This window comes from Streptomyces sp. NPDC041713 (assembly GCF_055591085.1).
Genome location: NZ_JBVIZY010000004.1, coordinates 160,858 through 184,974 on the forward strand (window position 1 = coordinate 160,858; position 24,117 = coordinate 184,974).

Genomic DNA, 24,117 nt, shown 5'->3' on the forward strand with positions numbered 1-24,117 from the left:
GTTGTCAGAGCCTGTTTCGCGATCATTCTTGGGTTGTCGGCGTGTACCCGTCAAGGGGTCTGCGTCGGACGGGACCGGCCCCCGGCCCGCGCGAACGGCGGACCGGGGGCCGACGGGCTCAGGAGCGTGTGCAGCCGCCCACCGTGGCCTGCGACGCGTCACGGATCAGCGCCTCGTGCGCCGCCTTCACCCGCTTCACGTCGGGCTTGACGACCTTGCGGTCGTAGGTGAGCAGACCGTTCAACTCGCCCTCCACATCGGTGATCTGGGTGTAGACGGCGCCGTTGCTCCCCTTGCAGGCGAGCGCCCGCACCTCGTCGAGCTTGGCGATGTAGTCGTCCGTGTAGGTGGCCGGATCCACGTCGACGTAACTCTGCTGGACGGCCCAGGCGTGGCCGGGCACCGCGAGGCCGAGCCCGCCGTACTCGCCGCTCACCAGGGCCCGTTCGCCGTCGGGGTGCGGCGGCAGCGCCGGGCTCGGGTAGCCGTGCTCGTCCATGATGTCGCCGGCGTTCCCGTCCGCGCCGAGGTTGAGCCCCGACATGTTGTTGACCAGGCGTGTCGGGTCCCAGGACTTGGCCTGTGCCGCGACACGGCCGATGTCGTACTGGCCCCAGCCCTCGTTGAAGGTGACCCACATGACGACCGACGGGCTGCTCGCGTGCTCGTCGATCATCTGCTTCATCTCGCGCTCGTACTCGGCGCGGGCAGCAGTGTCGGGGGTGCGGCCCGCCTCCATGGCCGGCATGTCCTGCCAGACGAGCAGGCCCAGCTTGTCCGCCCAGTAGAACCAGCGGTCCGGTTCGACCTTGATGTGCTTGCGGACCGAGTTGAAGCCCATCTCCTTGTGCATCTTCAGGTCGTACGCGAGCGCCTCGTCGCTCGGCGCGGTGTGCAGGCCGTCCGGCCAGAACCCCTGGTCGAGGGTGGCCATCAGGAAGACGGGTTTGCCGTTGAGGACGGTGCGCGGGGTGCCCTTCACCTTCTCGACGGCGATCGACCGCATCCCGAAGTAGCTGCTGACGCGGTCACCCTTGCCGACCCGCACCTTCAGGTCGTAGAGGAACGGGTCGTCCGGGGACCACAGCCGCGGGTCGGCGATCCTGAGCTTCAGGGGCTGCCCGGTGCGCCCGCTGACCTCCGCGACCTTCTTGTGGCCCTCGTACGCGGCGGCCGTGAACGGCACACCGTCGCGCACGCCCCGCGCCTCCACGGAGACCTGCTTGCCCGGGACGTCGGGCGTGATCTTCAGGGAGTCGGCGTGGTCGGCGGCGACCGGCTCCAGCCACACGGTCTGCCAGATGCCGGAGGACGGGGTGTACCAGATGCCGCTGGGGTCGAGGCGCTGCTTGCCGACGGGCGGGTTGGCGCCGTCCGCCGCGTCGGTCGGGTCGTACACGCCGACGATGAGCTCCTGGGTGCGGCCGGGCTTCAGCGCGTCGGTGACGTCGGCGCTGAACTTGTCGTAGCCGCCCTTGTGTTCGGTGACCTTCTTGCCGTTGACGTACACCTCGGACTGCCAGTCGACGGCGCCGAAGTTGAGGTTGAGCCGCTTGCCCGCACCCACCCGCCAGTTCTTCGGGACCGTGAAGGTGCGGCGGTACCACATGCGGTCCTCGTGCCGTTCGAGGCCGGAGAGCTGGGACTCCACGGGGTACGGGACGAGGATCTTCTCGGCGAGCTTCTTGCCGACCGGGGGCTGCTCGCCCGGCTCGGCCGCGGCGAACTGCCAGGAGCCGTTGAGGTTCTGCCAGTCGGCGCGCTTCAACTGCGGCCGGGGGTACTCGCGGTGGGCGTTGCCGGGAGTGACGTCGTCGGCCCACTTGGTGCGCAGCTCGTACTCGGAGTGGTTGGGGCCGCTGGTCCAGAACTGGCCGACGGCCTTGCCGTCCGTGCCGGTGAGGCCGCCCTTGCCGTCGTAGCGGATGTCGGCGAGGCCGGGCGCGTCGCCGCCCTTCTTGCCGACGACGGGTTCCTTGAGCTTCACGAGAAGGCTGCGCCGGTCGGCCGGGTCGGTCGTGACGGTGCCGAGCGGCCAAGTGGCGCCGCCGATCACGGCGTTCAGGTGGTCGGTGAGGCCGGCGGGCGGTGCGGCGAGCGGCTGGGCGAAGTCCAGCTTGAGGCTGCGGCCGTCCCGCAGGACGGTGGCGTCGATGGCGCCGTCGTAGTCGAAGTCGGCGGGGATGCGCAGGGCGGAGCGCGGGACGGCCTTCTTCTCACCGCCGGGCGGCGTCCACTTCAGGCGCAGGTTGGAGCCGCCGTAGTGCTCGAAGTACTCGACCTTGATGTCGTAGGCCTTGCCGGCCTGCAACTCGACGCCCTGGGAGGTCTGTTCCTTGTCCCAGTCGTCCTGCCAGTGGTCGATGGCGAGCTTGCCGTCGACCCAGAGGCGGAAGCCGTTGTCGCCGATCATCGAGAAGGTGGTGGCGCCGCTCTTCTCGGGCACGATCCGGCCGGTCCAGCGGACGCTGACGTCGTCGGCCTGGCCGGTGGTGGCCTTGAGGCGGGACTCCAGGTTGCCGAAGTCGATGTTCGGGTCGAGGCCGGTGGCCTTCAGCTCGTCGAAGTCGAAGGTGCCGGGGGCGGACTGGGTGTAGTACTCGCCCTTGAGGCCGTGGATCTCGACGGGGTCGTCGTCGGCGTTCGCGGCGGGAACGGAGGTGAGTCCCGCGACGCCGAGGGCCCCTGCGAGCAGCAGGGCGAGGTGTCGGCCGAGACGGGCGGGGCGTCCGGGATGTCGTCTGATGCGCACGGATCCTCCTTGGTGAGGAAGGGTGGCGGCTCGTCGCTGCAGTCTGTACAACGAATCTGTACAACGTTGGAAGGAACGGCAGTTGGCATGACAGCACGCTCTCCGGCGCGCTGTCCAGGGTCACGACAAACGCCCCGGAGGACCGGGCGCACCCACCGACGCAGGGAGACGCAGTGCGGGTAAGCCTCAAGGACGTCGCGGAGCACGCGGGGGTCTCGATCAAGACCGTCTCGAACGTGGTGAACAAGTACCAGCACGTCACCCCGGCGATGCGGGCCCGCGTGCAGGAGGCCATCGACGAGCTCGGCTACCGCCCGAACTTGACGGCGCGTCACCTGAGGAAGGGCCGCACCGGCATCATCGCGCTCGCCGTCCCCGAGCTCGGCAACCCCTACTTCGCCGAGCTCGCGGGCGCCGTCATCGACGCGGCCGCCGAGCACGAGTTCACCGTCCTCCTCGACCACACCCGCGGCGAGCGTGAGCAGGAGGTGCTGGTCAGCCAGGGCTTCCGGGCCCGGGTGATCGACGGCCTGATCCTCAGCCCGCTGGAGCTGGAGTCGGAGGACCTGCGCGGCCGCGAGGACGACGTGCCGCTGGTACTGCTCGGCGAGCGCGAGTACGACCTGCCGCACGACCACATCGCGATCGACAACGTCGCCGCGAGCCGCGCCGCGGTCCGCCACCTCATCGGGCGCGGCCGCACCACCATCGCGTTCCTGGGCGCCCGCACGGACTCCGCGAACCGCCCCGCCCATCTGCGACTGGCGGGCTGGCGCGAGGAGTTGACGTCGGCCGGGATCAGCGCCTCCGAGAGCCTGGTGGGCCCGGTCGGCGGCTGGGACCGCTGGGACGGGGCCAAGGCCATGGCGCGGATGCTGGACTCGGGGGTGCGGCCCGACGCGGTGTTCGCGTACAACGACCTGGTGGCGATCGGCGCGATGCGGGTGCTGCACGAGCGGGGACTGCGGGTGCCGTGGGACGTGGCCGTGGTGGGCTTCGACGACATCGCGGAGGGCCAGTTCGGGGCCGTCACGCTCACCACGGTGGCCCCGGACAAGCAGGCCATCGCCCGGCTGGCCGTCGAGTCGCTGCTGCACAGCCTGGCCCATCCGCAGGAGCCCGCGGGACGCGAACTCATCGCGGACTTCCGGCTGGTGGAGCGGGAGAGCACACTGGGCCGACGCTGAGCATCCCCTCCCTCCCGCCCGGACGCCGCAGGCCGCCGAAGCGTGCGCGGAGGGTTTACAGGCCCCTTTCAACGATGTAAAAAGCTCCCCGTACCGCCGAGTCGACCGCAAGTGCCGTCTTTCCCGTGAGCGCTCTCAGTGCCGGGGCCGTGCCGTTTGGGGACTTCCATGAAGCCGACCACACTCCTCAGCCGTACCTCTGCCAGGACCCTTGTCGCCGCCGGCCTCGCCGCGGGCCTGTTCTTCGCCGCCGGCTGCGCGAAGTCCGAGGACGACGGGTCCGACGGCTCCGGCGGCTCCTCGCAGGACCAGGGCGACGCCGGACAGGAGGTCTCGTCCTCGGGCAAGGGCAGCGGCAAGACCTGCACGATCGACGCGTACGGCGGGAAGAAGCTGGACCTGAAGGACGCGACCGTCGGCTTCTCCCAGTCGGAGAAGGAGGCCAACCCCTTCCGCATCGCGGAGACCGCTTCCATCCGGGCCGAGGCGAAGAAGCGCGGGATCAAGCTCCTCACCGCCAACGCCCAGTCGCAGTTCTCCAAGCAGATCAGCGACGTGCAGGACCTCATCGCCAAGGGCGCCGACGTCCTCGTCGTCGCCCCGCTCAACTCCGACGGCTGGGAGCCCGTGCTGCGCGCGGCGGGCGCCAAGCACATCCCGATCGTCACCATCGACCGCAAGATCAACGCGGCCGCGTGCAAGGACTACGTGAGCTTCATCGGCTCCGACTTCGTCGAACAGGGCAAGCGGGCCGCGGACCGCATGATCGAGACGACGGGCGGCAAGGGCAAGATCGCGATCCTGCTCGGCGCGGCCGGCAACAACGTCACCACCGAGCGCACCAAGGGCTTCGAGGACCGGATCAAGGAGAAGGCCCCGGACCTGAAGGTCGTCTTCAAGCAGACCGGCGAGTTCGCCCGCGAGAAGGGCCAGCAGGTCACCGAGCAGCTCATCCAGTCCAAGCCCGACATCACCGGGATCTACGCCGAGAACGACGAGATGGGCCTCGGCGCCGTCAACGCCCTCAAGGGCGCGGGCAAGAAGGCCGGCGACGTGAAGATCGTGACCATCGACGGCACGAAGGGCGCCGTCCGGGGCATCGTCGACGGCTGGATCGACGGCGTCGTCGAGTCCAACCCGCGCTTCGGCCCGCTCGCCTTCCAGACCCTGGAGACGTTCACCAAGGGTGGCAAGGTGGCGCAGGACATCGTCATCAAGGACAACGCGTACACGAAGAAGAACGCCGCGTCGGACCTCGGCAAGGCCTACTGACATGCTGTCGGTGACCGGCCTGACCAAGACGTTCCCCGGCGTGCGCGCCCTGGACGCGGTCGACTTCACCGCCCGCGCGGGCGAGGTGCACGCGCTGATCGGCGAGAACGGCGCGGGCAAGTCCACGCTCATCAAGGTCCTGACGGGGGTGTACCGGCCGGACGCCGGCGAGCTCCGTCACGACGGCGCCCCGGTGCGGTTCGCCACCCCGCTCGAAGCGCAGCACGCGGGCATCTCCACGATCTACCAGGAGGTCAACCTCGTCCCCCTGATGAGTGTGGCCCGCAACCTCTTCCTGGGCAGGGAGCCGCGCGGACGGCTCGGTCTGATCGACTTCCGGCGGATGCACCGGGAAGCCGACGAGGCGCTGCGCGGTCTCGGCGTCCGCGTCGACGTGCGCCGTCCGCTGCGCGAACTCGGCGTCGGAGCGCAGCAGATGGTGGCGCTGGCCCGCGCGGTCTCGGTCGACGCGCGCGTCGTCGTGATGGACGAGCCGACGTCCTCGCTCGAACCACGCGAGGTGCGCACCCTGTTCGGCGTGATCCGGATGCTCCGCGAACGCGGCATCGCGGTGATCTACGTCAGCCACCGCCTCGACGAGCTGTACGAGGTGTGCGACACGGTCACCGTGCTGCGCGACGGCAAGGTGGTGCACACCGGCCCGCTGGCCGACCTCGACCGGCTGCGTCTGGTCGCCCTCATGCTGGGCCGGGAGATCGAGACGGTGCAGGACGAGGGGCTCACCCGGTTCACCGGAGACCACGAGACGCTGTCCGAACCGGTGCTGCAGGCCGAGGAGTTGACCGTGCGGCACCGGCTGGACGCGGTGTCGGTCACCATCAGGCCCGGTGAGGTGGTCGGGCTCGGCGGGCTGCTCGGCTCGGGCCGCAGCGAGACGGCGAAGGCCATCGCGGGCGCGTTGCCCCCCGACTCCGGACGTGTCGTGCTCGCGGGCAAGCGGATCCGCACCGGTTCCACACCGGCCGCCATCCGGGCCGGCATCAGCCTCCTCCCGGAGGACCGCAAGGCGGAGGGCGTCGTCCCCGGCCTCTCCGTCCGCGAGAACATCGCCCTGGCCGCGCTCCCCCGCCTGTCCCGCTTCGGCCTGGTCCACGAGGAGCGCATCGACACGATCGTGGACACCTTCATGAAGCGGCTGCGCATCAAGGCGTCGAGCCCGCACCAGAAGGTCGGCGAGCTGTCCGGCGGCAACCAGCAGAAGGTGCTGCTCGCCCGCTGGCTCGCGATGCACCCCAAGGTGCTCCTCCTCGACGAGCCGACCCGCGGCATCGACGTCGGCGCCAAGGCCGAAGTGCAGGGCCTCATCGACGAGTTGGCGGCGGACGGGCTCGGCGTGCTGCTCATCTCCTCCGACATGGAGGAGCTGATCGAGGGCTCGGACCGGGTCGTCGTCCTCAAGGACGGCGCCGTCGTCGAGGAGCTCACCGGCACCGACGTGACCGAGGACCGTCTGCTCCGCGCCATCGCCACCCCCCAGACCAGCACCGGAGGCCGCGGTGAGTGACCCCTCCCCCACCGCGCTCGTCGCCCCGCCGGGGCCGGGCCCGAGCGGCGCCGTGCTGCCCCGCGACCGGGAACGCGTGCTGCGCCTCCTCCAGGACTACGGCGTCTATCTGGGCGTCGCCGTCCTCCTCCTCGTCAACATCCTCTTCACCCCGCACTTCGTCTCCGGCGAGAACTTCCGCACCCAGGCCGTCCAGGTCGCCCCCGTCCTGGTGGTGGCGCTCGGCATGGCGCTGGCCATCGGCACCGAGGGCGTCGACCTGTCCGTCGGCTCGGTGATGGCGCTCTCCACCTCCCTGATCTCGCTCTACCTCGGGTACGGGATGTGGATCGCCCTCATCGTGGCGGTGCTCGGCGGCATGGCGGTCGGCACGGCGAACGGCTCGCTCGTCGCCTTCATCGGCGTCCAGCCCATCGTGGCGACGCTGGCCCTGATGGTCGCGGGCCGCGGCCTCGCCCTGGTGCTGCTCCCCCAGCTCAAGGAGGTGCGCGACCCGACCATGGCCTCGCTCGGCTCGGGCGACCTGGTCGGCGTCCCGTACGTGGTGCTGATCGCGGCGGCGCTCGCGCTGATCGTCGCGTTCGTGGTGCGCCGCACCACTTTCGGCCGGCAGCTGCTCGCCATCGGCGACAGCCGTCCCGCCGCGCTCCTCGCGGGGCTGCCGGTGCGCCGCGTGCTCATCGTCGTGTACGTCGTCTCCGGCGCCCTGGCGGCGCTGGCCGGCGTCCTCGCCACCGCCCGGCTGAACGCGAGCGACCCCACCTCCCTGGGCAACCTGATGGAGCTCTCCGCGATCACCGCGGTGGTGGTCGGCGGCACCCCGCTGAGCGGCGGACGCGTCCGCATCGGCGGCACCGTGGCCGGAGCCGTCCTGATCCAGCTGCTCACGGCCACGCTCATCAAGCACGACCTGCCGCCGTCGTGGACGCAGATCGCCCAGGCCGTGGTGATCGTCCTCGCGGTCTACGCGGCGCGCGAGAGGGGCAAGCGATGACCATCGGCACGAAGGGTCCGGCGGACCCCATGAGCCGACCCGTCCAGGAAGAGCAGGTGAGGGAGCCCTCCCGCTCCGAGCGGCTGAGCGCACTGGCCCAGCAGCACGGCGCGCTGGTCACCCTGGTCGTCGCGGTGCTGGCCGCGTCGATCGGCTTCGACACGTTCCTGACCGGCGACAACCTGGAGAACATGGCGGTGTCCTCCGCGTTCCTCGCGGTGGTCGCGCTCGGCATGACCTTCGTCATCGTCACCGGCGGCATCGACCTGTCGGTCGGCTCGCTGTTCGCCCTCGGTGGGGTGCTCGCCGCCTGGGGCTCGCGCCACGGCACGGCGGTCGCGCTGCTCGTGCCGCTCGCCGTCTGCGGCCTGATCGGGCTGGTCAACGGCCTGTTGATCGCCCGCTCCCGGCTCGCGCCGTTCATCGTGACGCTCGCGGCGATGCTGGGCGCGCGCGGCATCCTCCTGTCGGTCACCGACGAGGGCTCCAGGACCTACCTCGTCGACAAGGACTCGTTCTTCGCGACGCTCGGGCAGGGCAAGGTGCTGGGGGTCGGCGCCCCCGTCTGGATCACCGTCGGTCTGTTCGTGGCGGGCGCGGTCGTGCTGCGTCGCACCCGGTTCGGCCAGTACGTGTACGCGGTCGGCGGCAACGAGGACGCGGCGGCGCTGATGGGTGCCCCGGTCGCCCGTACGAAGATCACCGTCTATACGCTCTCGGGGCTCTGCGCCGGCCTCGCCGGGGCGCTCAACGCGGCGTGGCTGGTCTCCGGGGTGACGATCCTCGGATCCGGCATGGAGCTGGAGGCGATCTCCGCGGTCGTCATCGGCGGCACCCTGCTCACCGGCGGATTCGGCTTCATCAGCGGGTCGTTGGTGGGCGTGCTGCTCCTGAAGGTCATCCAGAACGTCATCAACCAGATCGGCTCGCTCGACTCGGCCTACCAACAGGTGGTCAGCGGCGCCTTCCTGGCGGTGGTGGTGATCGCACAGACGTGGCTGGGGCGCCGCCGCAGGGTGCTGTGACCATCGGGACTCACATGGGGACGATCTGGCCCTTCCCGAGCGCTATCACTCCACCCTTCGACACGGTGTACAGCTCCTCGTCTCGCTCCGGGTTGACCCCGATCGTGGCGCCGGGCGGCACGTCGACGTTCTTGTCGAGGACGGCGCAGCGCACCACCGCGCCCCGTCCGATCCGCACGTTGTCGTGCAGGACGGCGCCCTGCACCACCGCGCCCTCCTCGACGGTCACCCCGGGCGAGAGGACGGACCGGGTGACCTGGCCGCGGATGACGCAGCCGGGGCTGACGATCGACTCGCCCGCGATGCCGCCCGCGCAGAACTTGGCGGGCGGCAGACCGTCGGAGTGCGTATAGATGGGCCAGCGCCGGTTGTCCAGGTTGAAGACGGGCTGGTCGGAGATCAGGTCCATGTGGGCTTCGTAGTACGAGTCGAGGGTGCCGACGTCGCGCCAGTAGCCGTGGTCGCGCGGGGTCTCGCCGGGGACGTGGTTGGAGTCGAAGTCGTACACCTGGGCCAGGCCGCGCTCGGTGAGCAGCGGCAGGATGGAGCCGCCCATGTCATGGGCCGAATCCTCGTCCTCCGCGTCCTGCTGTAACGCGTCGACCAGGGTCTTGGTGGTGAAGAGGTAGTTGCCCATCGAGGCGTACACCTGGTCGGGGGCGCCGGGCAGGCCGGGCGGGTCGGCCGGCTTCTCCAGGAAGCGGTCCACCTTCACGCCGTCGCGCGCGGGCGTGATGACGCCGAACGAGGACGCCTCCGCGCGCGGCACCTTGATCCCGGCGACGGTGACCGCCGCCCCGTTCTCGACGTGCTGCTTGAGCATCTGGCGCGCGTCCATGCGGTAGACGTGGTCGGCGCCGAACACCGCTATGTAGTCCGGCTGTTCGTCGTGGACGAGGTTCAGGGACTGCAGGATGGCGTCGGCGCTGCCCAGGTACCAGCGCGGGCCGAGGCGCTGTTGCGCGGGGACGGGGGTGACGTAGTTGCCGAGCAGCGACGACATGCGCCAGGTCGTCGAAACGTGCCGGTCCAGGGAGTGCGACTTGTACTGCGTCAGGACGCAGATGCGCAGGATGTCGGCGTTGACGAGGTTGGAGAGGACGAAGTCGACGAGGCGGTAGGTCCCGCCGAACGTGACGGCCGGTTTGGCGCGGTCGGCGGTGAGCGGCATCAGCCGCTTCCCCTCGCCGCCGGCGAGCACGATTCCCAGCACCGAAGGTCCACCGCGCATCCCGGCCTCCTACTTGTCGGCTATCTGTCGGCGTGCAGGATCTCCTCGTACACCTCGACCGTGCGCCGGGCGACGGCGTCCCAGCCGAACTCGCCGAGCGCTCGGCGGCGTCCGGCGGCCCCCATCGCGGCGGCCAGGCCCGGGTCGGTGGCCAGTCCGTTCAGTTGTCGCCCGAGGTCGCGCTCGAAGCCTTCCGGTTCTTTCTCGTCGTACGGGACGAGTACCCCCGTCGTGCCGTCCTGCACGACTTCCGGGATACCGCCCACGCGCGAGGCGACGACGGCGGTGCCGCACGCCATCGCCTCCAGGTTGACGATGCCCAGCGGCTCGTACACCGAGGGGCAGACGAACACCGCGGCGTGGGTGAGCAGTTGGACGATCTGGGGGCGCGGCAGCATCTCCGGGATCCACTGGACACCGGCGCGGGCGTGGCTCAGCTGCTCGAAGAGCGTGCGGAACTCCGCGTCGATCTCGGGGGTGTCGGGCGCTCCCGCGCACAGCACGACCTGGACGTCGGGGTCCAACTCCCGTACGGAGCGCAGCAGATGCGGCACGCCCTTCTGCCGGGTGATGCGCCCGACGAACAGGACGTACGGCCGGTCGCGGTCGATGCCGAACCGCTCCACGACGTCGGTCGCGGGGTCGGGCCGGTAGAGGCCGGTGTCGATGCCGTTGTGCACGACGTGAACCTTCGCCGGGTCGACGGCCGGGTAGCAGGCGAGGATGTCCTCGCGCATCGCGCCGGACACCGCGATCACCGCGTCGGCGGCCTCGGCCGCGGTGCGCTCGGCCCAGCTCGACAGGGCGTATCCGCCGCCCAGTTGCTCCGCCTTCCAGGGGCGCAGCGGCTCCAGGGAGTGCGCGGTCATCACGTGCGGGATGCCGTGCAGCAGCTTGCCGATGTGCCCGGCGAGGCTCGCGTACCAGGTGTGCGAGTGGATCAGCTCGCGGTCCGCGAGGGCCGCCGCCATGGAGAGGTCGACGGAGAAGGTGCGCAGCGCGTCGTTGACTCCGTCGAGCGCGGGCCACGCGCCGTGCCGCCGCAGGCCGTCGGACGCGCCCTCTCCCCAGCAGTGCACGGCGAGGTCGGTCAGTGAGCGCAACTCCCGTGCCAGGAACTCGACATGGACGCCGGCCCCGCCGTAGACGTCCGGTGGATACTCCCGGGTGAGCAGTCCCACCTTCACGCAGAATCCCCCGTCGTCCGCCCGATGCCGGCCGCGCACCTCATGGTCACCCAGACGGGGCCTCGGGGGAAGACCGCTGCGGCGGACGATCGAAGCAGCAGTCGCCGCACAGCCCGCCGCCCGGGCACCGGTAGTAGAGGCAGCAGCTGCGGCGGCGGAAGGCGGTCCCGCGCAGGGTGCCGGTGGTGCGCAGGTCCGGGTGGGCGAAGAGTTCGGAGGCCAGTGCCAGGGCGCGCTCGCCGACTTCCGGGCGCCCCGACCGCGCCGCCCAGCCGGACAGTTCGCGTACGGCGCCCGCGAGCGCGGAGCCCGCGTTGCCCCACAGCAGCCCGGCGGAGATCCGGTACCGCGCCCGCAACGCCTCGGCCAGCGGCGCCAGATGCCCGTACTGCACGACGTCCCGCACGCTCGCGGCGTCTCCCGGCAACGGACGTACGCCGGTCAGCCACAGGTCGTCGGGCGAGGAGCCGTCGGCGTCCCAGGCCAGCCGTTCCGGATCGAGGTCGGGCACCCGGCCGAACAGCGCGGCGGAGCCGAGCGCCACGGACCAGAGCCGGGCGGCGAGGCCAAGCTGCGCCACGGACACCGCGATGCGGTCCTCGGGGGCGCCGAGGCGCTGTGCGACCTTGCGGACACGGAAGGTGAGCGGGTCGGCGCCGGACGTGGGCGCCGCGTACGCCTGCGCGAGCGGCCGCGCGCCGCCGCCAGGCACCGGAGCCCCGCGCAGGGCGAAGAATCCGCCGACGGAGCCGAGTTCTGCCAGGTCGATGAGGGGGGTCACGACAGCAGTACAGCAAGCGTCGCCGCGCCGTACGCGCGCGGGGTGGCGATGTGGGTCACTCTCCGCGCCCAGGAGGTAACCCCTCTTGGGGAGGACTTGATGAAGGTCGTACTCCATCGGCAGTAGGACCAATTGACTGCTCAGGTACGACGACTTACGGCGGTTTCGGAGTCATCGTTGTAACTATGGAAGCAGACCGTTCGCCAGACCGGGATCACCGGACGCACCGCGCCGCGCGGAGCACCTCATGAGTGCTCTGGCGCTGTCCGTGCTGCTGTCCCTCGTGTCCGCCGTGGCGTACGCCGGCGGGGCGATCCTGCAGGAGCGCGTGGCGGCCACGACACCGGGGCAGGGCTACGCGCCGCTGCGCCGGGGCGCCTGGTGGACGGCGATCGCCCTCAACGGCCTGGGCGCGCTGCTGCACGTGGTGGCGCTCGCCTACGGCCCGCTCAGCCTGGTCCAGCCGCTCGGGGCGCTGACCATCGTGTTCGCCCTGCCGATGGCCGCCGTGTTCGTACGGCGCCGGGCCGGGGCCACCGCGTGGCGCGGCGCACTCATGGCGACGGTGGGCCTCGCGGGCCTGCTCTCCCTCACGTCCTCGTCGGACTCGCAGAGCCTGGCCGACGCGGAGCGCGTGGTGCTCGGGCTCGCCACGGGCGGCGGCGTGCTCGCGCTGATGGGGGCGGCACACGCGGTGCACCGGCACCCGGTGGTGCGCAGCGTGCTGCTGGCCTGCGCGGCCGGTGCGGCCTTCGGCATCGCCTCGGTCTTCACGAAGACGGTGGCGGTGGACTGGGACCGGGACGTCGCCCTCCTGCAGCAGGTGCCGACGCTCGGGGCCATCGCGGTCCTCGCGGCGGCCGGTGTGCTGCTCTCGCAGGCCTCGTACCGGGGCGCGGGCCTGGCGGCGCCGCTGTCCACGGTGACGGTGGTGAACCCGGTGGTCGCGGCCGCGGTCGGGCTGACCCTGTTCGGAGAATCCTTCCGCCACGGCGTCGCGGGGACGGTGCTGGCGCTGGCCTGCGGTGTCGTCGCGGCCGGCGGTCTGGTCCTGCTGACGACCGAGCGGATCGCCCGGGAGACCTCGACGGTGACCGTGGCCCAGGGCGGCCCGGCGGCACCGGCCGCTCCCGCGGCGGAACGGCTGGACGCCCGCGACTCCGCCGCGGGGACGGGAGAGGGCTCCCCCACCCCGCCTCCGGCCACGTCCGTGCTGCCCGGGGTTCCGTCGCAGCCGCCGTCGTCGGCCCACCGCAGGAGCCGGTCACGGCATCCGCGGCGCCGCGAGCACATCGCGTCCTGAGGTCACCCCGCCGGGCAGGACCGCTCAGATCCGTACGCCGCGCGCCCGCAGATACGCCAGCGGGTCGACGTCGGAGCCGAAGCCGGGCCCCGTCCGCACCTCGAAGTGCAGATGCGGGCCCGTGCTGTTCCCGGTGGATCCCGACCGGGCGATGCGCTGTCCGGCGCCGACCTGCTGGCCGGCCTTCACGGAGAGCGCCGACAGATGGCCGTACTGGCTGTACTTGCCGTCGGCGTGCCGGATGACCACCTGGTAGCCGTAGCTGCCGCCCCAGCCCGCGGAGACGACCCGGCCCGCGGCGACGGACTTCACGGACGTCCCGGTGGGCACGGGGAAGTCGACGCCCGTGTGGTACCCCTTCGACCAGGAGCCGCCCGCCGCGCGGTAGGGCGTGCTGGGCGAGGCGGAGACGGGGGCGAAGGCTCCGGCGGCGGGCTTGTGCGCGCGGGACGCGGAGTCCGGCGAGGGCCGCGACTTCTCCCGCTTCTCGGCGGCCGCCTTCTCGGCCGCTTTGCGCTCCGCGGCCTTCTTCTCCGCGGCCTTCTTCTCCGCGGCTTTGCGCTCGGCCGCCTTCTTCTCCGCCGCCTTGCGCTCCGCGGTCTGCTGCCGGGCGCGCGCCTCGGACCGGTCGCCGCTGGGCTCGGCGGCGCGCTCCTTGGTCCCCTGGCCGGTCCCGCGCCCGTGGACGGAGAGCCGTTGCCCCGGCGTGATGAAGTCGGGGTCGTCGCCGATGACCCGGCGGTTGGCGTCGTACAGCTGCTGCCAGCCGCCCCGGATCCGGCGCTCGCCTGCGATGCCGGAGAGCGTGTCGCCGTGGACCACCGTGTACATCTCGGCGGTGCCCGCGGTGGACTGCGGGGTCACCTCGGGCTTGACGTCCTTGACGTGGCGCCCGGAGCGCTCCGGTGTGCGCGGCGCACGGGCCGGGGTGACGTCGGGGGCGCCGCCGCCGCGGGTGAGTCCGGCCTTGGCGGAGCACACCGGCCAGGCGCCCGGGCCCTGCGCGTCCAGGACCTTCTCGGCGACGGAGATCTGCTGGCCCTTGGTGGCCCGGTCGGCGCGCGGGGCGTAGGCCGTGCCGCCGTACGCCTCCCAGGTGGACTGCTTGAACTGGAGCCCGCCGTAGAAGCCGTTGCCGGTGTTGACGCTCCAGTTGTTCCCGGACTCGCAGGCCGCGACCTTGTTCCAGGTGTCGACGTCGGCCGCGCCCGCCGTGCCCGCGACGGTGAGCGGGAGCGCCATGCCCGCGCCGCCCGCGGTGACGGTCAGTGACGCGCGGTTGATGCGGTTCGGCTGATACCGGCGGTGCCGGCCCCGTACGGCCATGGGAGGCCCCCTCAGACACACGTCGTCACGGATTGCACACAGCGGACACACGACAAGCCCGAAAGCTAGCCGGTCCCACCGATCCGTGACAAGAGCCCGACACCGAGGGGGAGTTGAAAGAACGACGAGTGCCCGCGCACAGGAATGCGCCGTCTCTCATCCCCTCAAGTACTGCCCGAGCCATCGGAGTTGGACCCCTTGCTGGTAGGGGCCGCCTCCCTCGTGCTCGTTGAAGGCGTACACCTCGATCGAACGCTCGCTGCCCGCATAGGCGTTGAAGGCGGCGAACACCGTCGAGGGCGGGCAGATCTGATCCTGCAACGCCGTGGAGAAGAGGGCGGGCGCGCGCCCCCGGGCGGCGAAGTGCACGCCGTCGAAGTAGGACAGGGTCTGGAAGACACGTTCCCGACCGTCCCGGCGTGCCTTCAGATAGAGCCCGATCTCGCTGTACGGGGGAAGGCCCGTCAGGGTCGCCGCCCGCGGAAAATCGCAGAGGAAGGGCACGTCGGGCGCGATGGCGGCCAGATCCGGCACGAGCCCGCCGACCGCGAGGGTGAGACCGCCGCCCTGGCTCGTCCCGAGCACGGCGACCCGCGAGGCGTCCACGCGCGGATGCTCGCGGACCGCCTCGACGGCCCGTACGGCATCGACGTACAGCCGTCGGTAGTAGTAGTCGTGCGGGTCCTCGATGCCGCGGGTCATGAACCCCGGGTACGCGGGCCCGCTCCCCACCGGATCCGGGGTGTCGCCCTGCGCCCAGCCCGCGCTGCCCTGCCCCCGGGTGTCCATCACGAGGTGCGCGTAGCCGGCCGCGGCCCACAGCAGATGCATGTGCGGCAGCCCGCGCCCGCCGCCGTAGCCGATGTACTCCACGACGGCGGGCAACGGCTCCCCGTCCTCGGTACCGGCGGGCAGCACGAGCCACCCCTTGACGGGGTGCCCGCCGAACCCGGCGTAGGTGACGTCGAAGACGCGGACGCCGGTCAGCGGCAACTCCATTGGCTCGAACCGCGCGCCCAGCTCGTGCTCCCGCGCCTCCTGCAATGTCTTCTCCCAGAAGGCGTCGAAGTCCTCGGGCTCGGGGAGGTCGGGCCGGTACCGGCGCAGGTCGTCGAGGGGCAGGTCGAAGTGCGGCATGGGCGGCGGCTCCTCGGACGGGTGGACGGGCGGGGAGTGGCTCAGGGTAGGGCAGGGGGTTCGCGCCGGGCAGGCTGACGTGGTGTTTTCGGGCGGGGTTCGGGCGGTGTTTCCTGGGCGGTGGGCGCGCTCGGGTCCCGTGCCGGTGAGGGCGCGCCGGTCGACGGGTGAAGGTGCGCCGACCGGCAGAAGACAGCCGAAGGCGGGGGCATGGGCCCGCTCGGGCCACGCCCCCGCCTTCCGGGGGTAGATCTACACGTCCGGCTGCTTCTGCCGGCGACTACCTCATCGGCCCGGGTTGCGGCTCGGGCTCCGGGTCGGGACCCGGCTGGGGAATCGGCGCGGGCGGCGGGTCCGGGCTGGGCCGGGGCTCGGGGTTCGGCACGGGATCCGGGGCGGGGAAGGGCCGCCCGGGCTCCGGCGGTACGGGGTCGGGGTCCGGGAACGGCCGGGCCGGGCCCGGAGTCGGCACGGGATCAGGGTACGGATGGGTCATTGCACTCCTCCAGCCATTGGTACGCCGGTCCAGCCAGTGGTACGCGAGCGGCTCCTCCCCCGCGTACCCGGCACCCCCGCGCCCAAGCCTTCCACGGTTCCGCACGCCTCGCCCGTGACGCTCACCCGGACCGACGAGACGCCATCGGGACCTACGAGGTCCGGACCTACGAACGGCTGTCGGGACCCACGAGGTCGGACCTACGAGACGCTGTCGGCAACCAGCGCGGCCGCCGCCGCAAGCCCCGGCCGGGGGCTGGAGAACACCGGAATCCGCACCTCCGGAACGAGCGCCTCCGCTCCAGCCATGGAGGCCTGCGCCAGCACGATCGCGTCGGCGTCCCGCACGGCACGTACGGCCCGGGCCACACCCCGCGCATACCCCTCGGAGTCGCCCGCCTCGAACAGCTCCCACACCCCGTCGATCAGCTCGGCACGCACCGAAACGGCGCGGCCGGCCCGCCGGGCCTCCTCCTCGACCAGAGCCGTGGTGGGCCCGAGCGTGGACGCAACGGCCCCGAGGACGACGATGCGGGAGCCGGCCGCGACGGCACGGGCAGCCATGGGCCGGTCGACCCTGATCACGGGGACCGCCATGTCCCGACCGACAGCCTCGGCGACGGCGCCGATGGTCGAACAGGTGCACAGCATGGCGCCGACCCCGTCCCTGGCCGCCCGCACGAGGGCGTCCCGCACGTCGAGGGCGACCGCGTCCGGACCTTCCTGACGCGCGCGGATCAACAGCTCTTCCGCCACATGGTGGCGGAGCTCCAGCTCAGGGTGGTCGGCGTCGCGCAGGCCGTCGAAGACGGGGACGTGGACGGGCGAGGTGTGCAGAAGGGCGAGGGAGACGGACGACGACATCTGCCGGCGGGACACGTCCTGCCCACGCCGCACATGCCCCTGCACCGCCCGCTCCCGCCTCACTCCCCGCCGGGGCCCCGGGCTGCCGTCGCTCACCACGGCGAGGGTTCCGTCCGAGCCTGTCGCACGCACCGCACCCGGTCGTCCCGCAGGTCGATACCGCTCATCCCTCTCCTCACACGTCACACGCGAGCCGCCCCGGAGAGGAGTCGTACCGAACGGAGGCCCGGTCAGACGGAGACCGGGCGGCTCGCCGGATTGCGCACCATGTCCGGGGCGCCCGGCACGGGCTCCGCCGGGTCGTTCCCGAGGGCCACCACGCGGTTGTCCTCGTCGACGTGCACGACCCGCGGCCGCAATGCCCGCGCCTCGGCGTCCTCCACCTGGGCGTAGCCGATGATGATCACCTTATCGCCGGGGTGCACGAGGTGCGCGGCCGCGCCGTTGATCCCGATCACCCCGCTCCCCCGCTCGCCCTCGATCGTGTACGTCTCCAGACGGGCACCGTTGGTGACATCGACGATGTGGACGAGCTCGCCGGGCAACAGATCGGCGGCGTCGAGCAGATCCGCGTCGATGGTGACGGACCCGACATAGTGCAGGTCGGCCTGGGTCACGGTGGCGCGGTGAATCTTGGACTTGAACATGGTGCGCAGCATCGGGGCACTCCCACAAGTAGGCTCCCTGCCCGCATTTTTGCAGGTCAAGGGCTGTTTCCATACCCTACAACGAGTCGCATGTTTCGGGCATTTGTCCCCGGGTTCTCCAGGACTCATGCTGACCACTTGCTGACTTTTCTGCCGCCCGGTTCAGGCTGCCGGGGTGGGCTTCACCCACTCTTGCGGGCCCCACCTTGGCGGTGCCCCAAGCCTACGCAGCCCCTCGAAGGAAGTCCGTGATCACCGTCACGCGAGCGGTCCGGACGATGAACCGCCTGCGCATCGCGGACAGCACGTTCGACCTTGTACGGCGCCACCCGGCCAGCCAGCGAGCCATCGTCAAAAGTTTCTCGTCCGGGCCGAGCAGGCCGTCGATGGAGTCCTGTGGCGCGATGACTCCGGCCGCCTCGAGGGCTGGGCGCAGCAGGTCGGGCTGGGTTCCGGCGGGGTCGTAGCCGGCTCCCAACTCGAAGTGCGGCTGTGCCTGGCCGTCGGCGTGTTAGCTGAAGAAGGAGGGCGGGCCGTCCGGGCGCGGATCGAAGATCAGTACCTCGGCGTCACGCGAGACGGCCGGGTCTAGCGCCCAGCCTTCGCTGCCTCCGCTCTCGACGATGAACGCCCAGTCACCGGCCTGTCCGATGAGCCCCGCGCAGTAGACGTGGGTCAAGTCGACCATGCTGGAGGCCTCCTGGAGGATCGCAGCGGGTTTCATCTCCACCGGCTCGTGGTCGGTCATACGCTCGACGAGTTGCCGCGGGCTGAGTCCGCGGGCACAGGTGATGTACAGGCTTTCGGCGCGCCAGGCATCGGCGATCCATTCAAGGCCGTCAGGCATGGCCACCTTTCCTCCTATGGGGGAATGCGTGGCCGGTGGGGCACCGCGTAAGGACGCCCCACCGGCGCTCAGCAACCTACGGTTTGGGAACGGCGCACGTCACGGTCGGCTTGGATACGTCACAATGCGCGAAGTTGGGGAAGTCCGCCCAGTACGGGTCCTGGTCCAGCAGGCGGCACTTGCCCGAGAAGCCTCCGCTGAATGCTCCTCCCATCGAAGTGGGGTTGAGCCAGCCGGACATGGCGGAGCAGCCATGCGGACGTCGTCGTACAGGTGCCATTCGCTCTACTTGACCCTGGTGGCATAGGTCTGCACACAGTCCTTGCCGGTGTCGACCTCGTTCATGCCGCCCGTGCCGGCGGGCAGGCCACCGAAGTCGTATGTGGGAGCGTGGCCCCGGCGCACGCCATGCTGCCGTTGACGGTGTGGTCGGTGTCGTGCGAAGCGTGCCGGAGTTGAAGGCGACCACAGAGACGACCTTCGTCCCGACGAGCGGGAGGGCAGCAACGCCCCGCCCGCGAGGTGCAAGATCCATCGGGTCATCAGGGAGTCCGCCGAAGCCACGCCTGTAGAGAATCCGGCGAGGTGTGTTTTCGGTCCACTTGGCGAACCCGCAGCTCAGGCCAGATCCAGAGACAGCTGCTCCTACGCGACGGGACACAGGCACACGCCGCCGAGCAGGCGGTGCCACGGTCACGGGATGTCGAGCAGGACCTTCCCCACGACACCCTGCTCAAGCGCGGCGTGGGCGTCAGCGACGCGCTCCAGCTCGAAGCGGTGCAGCGGCAGCCCGGCTTCCTCGCCCACCCGCAGCGCCCGCGCGCCTACGGCCGCCGCGACGTCGGTGACTGCCTGCTGCTTCGCCGCGGGTGGCACGGTGTAGACGAAGACGCTCTGCCAGCGCAGGTTCGCCGACAGCGAGGAAAGCACCGGGACGGACAGCCGTTCGCCCTCGCCACCCGAGTAATAGGCCACCACAGCACCCCGGGCGGCCACCGCGATGTCGAGCTCCGTGTTGGCGCCCGGTGCGACCTCCACGACGATATCGACGCCCTCGGGAGCGAAGTCCAGGATCTCTGCGGCCGCGTCCTGCGTGCGGTAGTCGACCACCCGGTGGGCACCGGCCGCGCGCGCCAGCGCGGCCTTGACCGGGCTGCTGACCGTGGTGATGACACGCGCTCCGGCCCAGTGGGCGAGTTGGACGGCCGCGTTGCCGACGGCGCCGGCGCCGCCCGCCACCAGCACGGTGGTGCCCCGCAGGGTGCCGGGCGCGATACGCCTCGGTCCGCCGTCATGAACGGTCAGCGCGCGGTGGGCGGTCAGGGCCGGTACGCCCAGGGCGGCGCCGAGTTCGAACGGGACGTGGTCGGGCAGGGTGACGGCATGCCGGTCGGGGACGAGTGTGTACTGCTGTGCCGTCCCCCAGGGCCGCTCCCACGCGGCCTCCCAGATCCACACCCGCTGTCCGAGCCGCTCCGGGTCGACCTGTGGACCGACGGCATCGATCACCCCGGCGCCGTCCTGGTGGGGCACCTGCTCGTTCATGCCCTGCGGCAGCGCGCGTCTGCGGCTACGCCAGTCGGTGGGGTTGACGCCCGAGATGTGCACACGGATCCGTACCTCGCCGGGGCCGGGCTCGGGCACCGGACGCTCGACGAGCTTGAGGACCTCGGGGCCACCGGCAGCCGTCCGGATGACGGACTTCATCTCCCACCCTTCCTTTCGTTCCCCCCTGGGGCAGTTGGTCAGCACCTGGGGAGGAGACCACTCTGTATCGGGGTATCGGGCACCCTCTGAACCCCCTTGCGGAGCGGGGTATTCCGAGCGCCTCGACGAACCCTGCAGAAAACCCCGCATTGCCGGGTCGCACAGTGCGTCGCCCGCGGAGGCGCACAGATCGCGCGGTGGCCAAAAGCACTCAAGACAGCAATTCCGCGACACGGCGCGGAGTGAGCGAGGACGAGCAGTCCAAGGCGTGGCCCGGCACGAGCAGTTGAGGGGCTGACAGCCTCGACCGGCGGAGACGGCAAGCGTCAGGATGCTTCGCCGGACCACGCCGCGGCGTCCCGCGCCCGCTCCAGGAGCAGCAGTGCCGCGTCCTCACGTGCCCTACCTCGATAGTCCAAAACACGGCTTATGAGTTCATAGGCCCGAACAAGGTAGTGGAAATATGGACAACTGAGAAGGATGGGTGACTCCACGTCAGAGCGACAGATTTGGCTCTCCCTTGAAGCACCTACGCATGGCAGTCCTGGCCGCCGTCTCGATGGCCACCCCGACGCTTCTGGTCGCTGCACCCGCGGTGGCAGAGGCCGGCCCGCCTGCCCTCTCCATACCGGAACCTGCTCCGGAGACCGGAAGCCCGGAGCCCCCGGCAGGGCAAAGAGAGACGTCAGTCGGTGATCCGGCCGGCCCCGGTGCCGCGGCATCGCCCCAGCCCCCTGCGGCACCCAAGGCTCCCGGGACACCCAGGACACCTCAGACACCCGAGACAAGGACCAGCGCGGCGGCGCCCCCAGCCGGAGTTCCCGCCGAGCCGACGCCGGACACTGCCGGGCCGGTGCCGACCGGTGCCCCCGACACGCAGCCCGAAGCGACCAACACCGTGGACACGACCCCAGGAGAGGAGCCGGGCAGCGAAACCCGGCCGCCCTCCCCCGCCACCGCCCCGGACGACACCATCGAGCCGACCGGGGCCGCCGAGTCCGTCACGCCTGCCCAGCCTGCCGCCAGGCTGGTCCGGAAATCCGCAGAAGACCGGGCCGTAACCGGGAAATTGGGTGAGGCACTGACCACGACCCTGCACGGTCTGCCCAGCAAGGTCGTGCCCGGCTCCGGCTGGAAGAATTTCACCTTCCGCGCCATCAATTCCTCTGCCAAGGCGATCAAGTCGGTCGACGTCTCTACCCAGTTGGCGGCCATCGACCACCTGGGCCGCGACAGGTGGCACCTGCTGACCCTGCAGTGGTACGACGAGGACGCCGGCGTCTGGAAGACGGTCCACCCCGACATCGGCTTCGGCACGGTCAAGGGAGAGTGCTGGGGGCTGGGACTGACGTTCTACTACGGCAGGGAAGAGCGGCTGCGGGGGATTTCGGTCGACGCCCTGAAGGGCCCTCAGGTCTACGCGGACGGCGTCGCACTGGTCGGCCGGACACCCTCGGAGCTCGAACAGTGGATCGTCGACCGCGCCGGAATCCGCGAGCCCTTCTCCGAACTGTTTTACGCGAACCTCGGTGAACCCGGATCACGGAGCCTGGGCGTCGTGATCGGCGTCCAGCGGTCGGGGGACCATCTGCTCACCCGACCGGTGTTCCTCCCCGCGGAGGCCATGGACGCACCGGTGAGCTTCCTGCCCCCTGAGGCGTGGACGATCCACTGACCAGAACCCGCCCTTGCATCCCACTGCATCCCGCCGAGATGCCGACGGAGGCGGCCGGGAAGAGGCCGTACCCTTCCTTGACGATGGGCCGGTGGTGCAGTTCACCGCCCCACCGGACGCACCGGACGCACCGGACGCACCGGCCTCGGCATCGCCGTCGATCGCCGTCGATCCCGCCTGGGAGCTGGTCGTTGCCGCCCGAGAGCCACCCCGCCATGGCCTGGACCGACTTCCGACGCCCCTCCAGCCTCTGTTCTTGACCAGGTCGTATGCGGAGTCGTGATCATTCAGGTGTCGAAGACTGCGGATCCAGATGATCGAGCCATAGAGCGGGGTCGGCGCAGCCGCCCGCGATCACACCCCGACCGCTCCGTCGATCCGTTCGCGGATCAAGTCGGCGTGTCCGTTGTGACGGGCGTACTCCTCGATCATGTGGATGAGTACCCAGCGCAGGGAGACGGTGCCCCGCCAGGGGTCGTGGCCTTCGATGTCGAGATGCGCGGCCTCGGCGACGAATGCTTCCGCGAAGGCGACTTCGGCATGCCAGGCTGCCCATGATGCGGCGGTGACCTCGGGGGCGGCGCCGTCGAAGTCACCTTCGGGGACATCCGTGGAAGAGAAGCGCAGCTCGACGTCGTGTCCGGCGAGTACGGCTCGGAACCCAGCGGCGTTCCACGTCGGCGAGGTGTCGGATGAGCCCAAGCAGGGAGAGCGAGGACGGGGGCACGGACCGCAGGGCCAACTCCGGTCCAAGACCGGAGCACTTCAGCTTCAGGGTGGCCCGCTGGGCGTCCAGCACGGACGCAAGCGTGCTTCGCTCGTCACCGGTCGCGGGGCTGCTGAATCGGTGCTCGCTGCCGGTGCCGGTGCCGGTGCCGGTGCCGGTGAACAGTTCGATCCGTCGGTCGGGAATCTTCATGCCCGCATCATGGCTTTGGGTGACCGTTCTTGAAACCCGCGGTGCGGTTCGGGGACTTGTGCGCGGGCTGACACGGCTGGGGCCTGCGCGGAGTCGCGGCCATCGGGTTCAACGACGAAGGTCGACGTTCACCGTCGCCGCGTCAGCGTAATCGTAGCCGTCACACAGTTACGCACCGCGGAAGAACGCGTGGCACTGCCGACCGGACAGCACCCACACCGCCCACCAGGACGCACGCCGCCAGTCGGCGTACGCGGCACAGTGCGCCGCCAGGTCGACGCGGCCGAGCACTTCCGAGGGCACTTCCCGCGTCGTGGTGTCCATGGGTGCGGTGGGTCAGGACTTGAGGTGGCCCAGTGCGTTGATCACGGCAGCGATGGCGGGCTCGGCGGCGCGGTCGCGGTGGTGGGCTGCCATGAGGGTGACGTGCCATTCGGGCATGTCGCTCACATCGAGTTCGACCAGGGTACGGGCGGCGAGGTCGCGTTCGACCGTGGCGCGGGTGAGGACGGCGACGGCCTGCCCGGAGCGCGCGAGATCGGCTGCCGTCTCGGCGGAACTGATGCGGTAGAGCTGATGCGCGCGGGTGGGGGCATCCAGGAGCAGTTCGTGAAAGAGCTGCGCACCGCTGCCCCAGAGGTTCACGGCGAGAGGGTGGCCGCTCAGCCCTGCGGTGTCGCAGGGGCGCGACGCGAGCGGGTGGTCGGGGTGGCAGACCGCGATGACCGGCTCTCTGCGGAACGTGTGCAGCCGTACCTCGTGAGCGTGCGGCATCGGCAGTGTGATGGCGATGTCGGTCGCGCCCGCGGCCACCCGCTGGAGTGCGTCCTGACTGTGCTGGTCGTCGACCACGACAGAGTATCTGAGCGGCTGCAGGGCACCGATGACGAAGGGGACGGCCAGCGGTGCGTAGCTGGCGTGAGTGGTCACGTGCAGGGTGCCCTGGGTGTCGTCCTCCCGCGCGATGTCCAGGGCCCGGCCCGCCAGATCCAGACACCGCTCCGCGTGGGGCAGCAGCCGTTCCCCCGCGGGCGTCAGCGACACTCCTCGGCTGGAGCGGTCGAGCAGTGGCTGACCGACGAGCCGTTCCAGTCGGCGCAGCCGCTCGCTGAGGGACGGTTGCGCGACGCGCAGCTCACGTGCCGCGCCGGACAGTGAGCCGACGGATGCGGCGGTGACGAAGACGCGCAGGTCCGCGAGTTCCATGGCCATAGGTGCAGCCTATGGCCAGCCCCCTCCGATC

General features: G+C 70.9%; 19 protein-coding genes and 1 pseudogene. 7 read left to right on the forward strand and 13 right to left on the reverse strand.

The window, feature by feature from the left end; all coding sequences use genetic code 11:
* Window positions 1–118: 118 nt before the first annotated feature.
* Window positions 119–2,752, reverse strand: coding sequence for a PA14 domain-containing protein (locus tag ACZ6CV_RS13995; protein WP_469251035.1), 2,634 nt, complete (start codon window positions 2,750–2,752; stop codon window positions 119–121).
* Between the two features lie 173 nt (window positions 2,753–2,925).
* On the opposite strand from ACZ6CV_RS13995, the gene ACZ6CV_RS14000 reads away from it, so the two are divergent.
* From ACZ6CV_RS14000 to ACZ6CV_RS14020, 5 genes are all read left to right on the forward strand, one after another.
* Window positions 2,926–3,939, forward strand: a complete 1,014-nt coding sequence (locus ACZ6CV_RS14000) for a LacI family DNA-binding transcriptional regulator (RefSeq protein ID WP_469251036.1) — start codon at window positions 2,926–2,928, stop codon at window positions 3,937–3,939.
* A gap of 168 nt (window positions 3,940–4,107) precedes the next feature.
* Complete coding sequence (locus ACZ6CV_RS14005) at window positions 4,108–5,211, forward strand: ABC transporter substrate-binding protein (RefSeq protein ID WP_469251037.1); 1,104 nt, start codon at window positions 4,108–4,110, stop codon at window positions 5,209–5,211.
* Window position 5,212: 1 nt separating this feature from the next.
* A complete protein-coding gene (locus tag ACZ6CV_RS14010; RefSeq protein WP_469251038.1) occupies window positions 5,213–6,736 on the forward strand; it encodes a sugar ABC transporter ATP-binding protein in 1,524 nt (507 codons plus the stop codon).
* Window positions 6,737–6,788: 52 nt separating this feature from the next.
* Entirely contained in the window at window positions 6,789–7,730 is a 942-nt protein-coding gene (locus ACZ6CV_RS14015; RefSeq protein ID WP_469251457.1) for an ABC transporter permease, read from the forward strand.
* Between the two features lie 29 nt (window positions 7,731–7,759).
* A complete protein-coding gene (locus tag ACZ6CV_RS14020) occupies window positions 7,760–8,755 on the forward strand; it encodes an ABC transporter permease (RefSeq protein WP_469251458.1) in 996 nt (331 codons plus the stop codon).
* A 10-nt stretch (window positions 8,756–8,765) separates the two neighbouring features.
* Here the strand turns inward: ACZ6CV_RS14020 and glgC are convergent, their stop codons facing one another.
* From glgC to ACZ6CV_RS14035, 3 genes are read right to left on the reverse strand one after another with little or no spacing between them, the layout of a single operon-like run.
* Entirely contained in the window at window positions 8,766–9,986 is a 1,221-nt protein-coding gene (glgC, locus tag ACZ6CV_RS14025; RefSeq protein ID WP_469251039.1) for a glucose-1-phosphate adenylyltransferase, read from the reverse strand.
* Window positions 9,987–10,006: 20 nt separating this feature from the next.
* The gene (gene glgA, locus ACZ6CV_RS14030) at window positions 10,007–11,173 is read right to left on the reverse strand and encodes a glycogen synthase (protein WP_469251040.1); all 1,167 of its coding nucleotides are present in this window, start codon (window positions 11,171–11,173) and stop codon (window positions 10,007–10,009) included.
* A 46-nt stretch (window positions 11,174–11,219) separates the two neighbouring features.
* Entirely contained in the window at window positions 11,220–11,942 is a 723-nt protein-coding gene (locus tag ACZ6CV_RS14035) for a (2Fe-2S)-binding protein (RefSeq protein ID WP_469251459.1), read from the reverse strand.
* 259 nt (window positions 11,943–12,201) lie between these two features.
* Between ACZ6CV_RS14035 and ACZ6CV_RS14040 the strand changes: the two genes are divergently transcribed.
* Entirely contained in the window at window positions 12,202–13,257 is a 1,056-nt protein-coding gene (locus ACZ6CV_RS14040) for a DMT family transporter (RefSeq protein ID WP_469251041.1), read from the forward strand.
* Between the two features lie 24 nt (window positions 13,258–13,281).
* Here ACZ6CV_RS14040 and ACZ6CV_RS14045 read toward each other — a convergent pair whose 3' ends face one another.
* From ACZ6CV_RS14045 to ACZ6CV_RS14070, 6 genes are all read right to left on the reverse strand, one after another.
* A complete protein-coding gene (locus ACZ6CV_RS14045) occupies window positions 13,282–14,583 on the reverse strand; it encodes a transglycosylase family protein (protein WP_469251042.1) in 1,302 nt (433 codons plus the stop codon).
* Between the two features lie 156 nt (window positions 14,584–14,739).
* Window positions 14,740–15,720: an acetylxylan esterase gene (locus tag ACZ6CV_RS14050; RefSeq protein WP_469251043.1), complete on the reverse strand. Its 981-nt coding sequence runs from the start codon at window positions 15,718–15,720 to the stop codon at window positions 14,740–14,742.
* Window positions 15,721–16,416: 696 nt separating this feature from the next.
* A complete protein-coding gene (locus ACZ6CV_RS14055; protein WP_469251460.1) occupies window positions 16,417–17,079 on the reverse strand; it encodes an aspartate/glutamate racemase family protein in 663 nt (220 codons plus the stop codon).
* Window positions 17,080–17,309: 230 nt separating this feature from the next.
* Window positions 17,310–17,738 (reverse strand): aspartate 1-decarboxylase, encoded by a 429-nt coding sequence (gene panD, locus ACZ6CV_RS14060; RefSeq protein ID WP_469251044.1) that lies wholly within the window; start codon window positions 17,736–17,738, stop codon window positions 17,310–17,312.
* Between the two features lie 499 nt (window positions 17,739–18,237).
* Window positions 18,238–18,579, reverse strand: coding sequence for a hypothetical protein (locus ACZ6CV_RS14065; RefSeq protein WP_469251045.1), 342 nt, complete (start codon window positions 18,577–18,579; stop codon window positions 18,238–18,240).
* Between the two features lie 687 nt (window positions 18,580–19,266).
* The gene (locus ACZ6CV_RS14070; protein ID WP_469251046.1) at window positions 19,267–20,280 is read right to left on the reverse strand and encodes an NADPH:quinone reductase; all 1,014 of its coding nucleotides are present in this window, start codon (window positions 20,278–20,280) and stop codon (window positions 19,267–19,269) included.
* 853 nt (window positions 20,281–21,133) lie between these two features.
* Between ACZ6CV_RS14070 and ACZ6CV_RS14075 the strand changes: the two genes are divergently transcribed.
* Window positions 21,134–21,955, forward strand: coding sequence for a hypothetical protein (locus ACZ6CV_RS14075; protein ID WP_469251047.1), 822 nt, complete (start codon window positions 21,134–21,136; stop codon window positions 21,953–21,955).
* Window positions 21,956–22,309: 354 nt separating this feature from the next.
* Here ACZ6CV_RS14075 and ACZ6CV_RS14080 read toward each other — a convergent pair.
* The 3 genes and pseudogenes from ACZ6CV_RS14080 to ACZ6CV_RS14090 form a co-directional block, all read right to left on the reverse strand.
* Window positions 22,310–22,874 (reverse strand): annotated as a pseudogene (locus ACZ6CV_RS14080) (DinB family protein).
* A 168-nt stretch (window positions 22,875–23,042) separates the two neighbouring features.
* Window positions 23,043–23,198, reverse strand: a complete 156-nt coding sequence (locus ACZ6CV_RS14085; protein WP_469251048.1) for a hypothetical protein — start codon at window positions 23,196–23,198, stop codon at window positions 23,043–23,045.
* 12 nt (window positions 23,199–23,210) lie between these two features.
* Window positions 23,211–24,086 (reverse strand): LysR family transcriptional regulator, encoded by an 876-nt coding sequence (locus ACZ6CV_RS14090; protein ID WP_469251049.1) that lies wholly within the window; start codon window positions 24,084–24,086, stop codon window positions 23,211–23,213.
* Window positions 24,087–24,117: the final 31 nt, after the last annotated feature.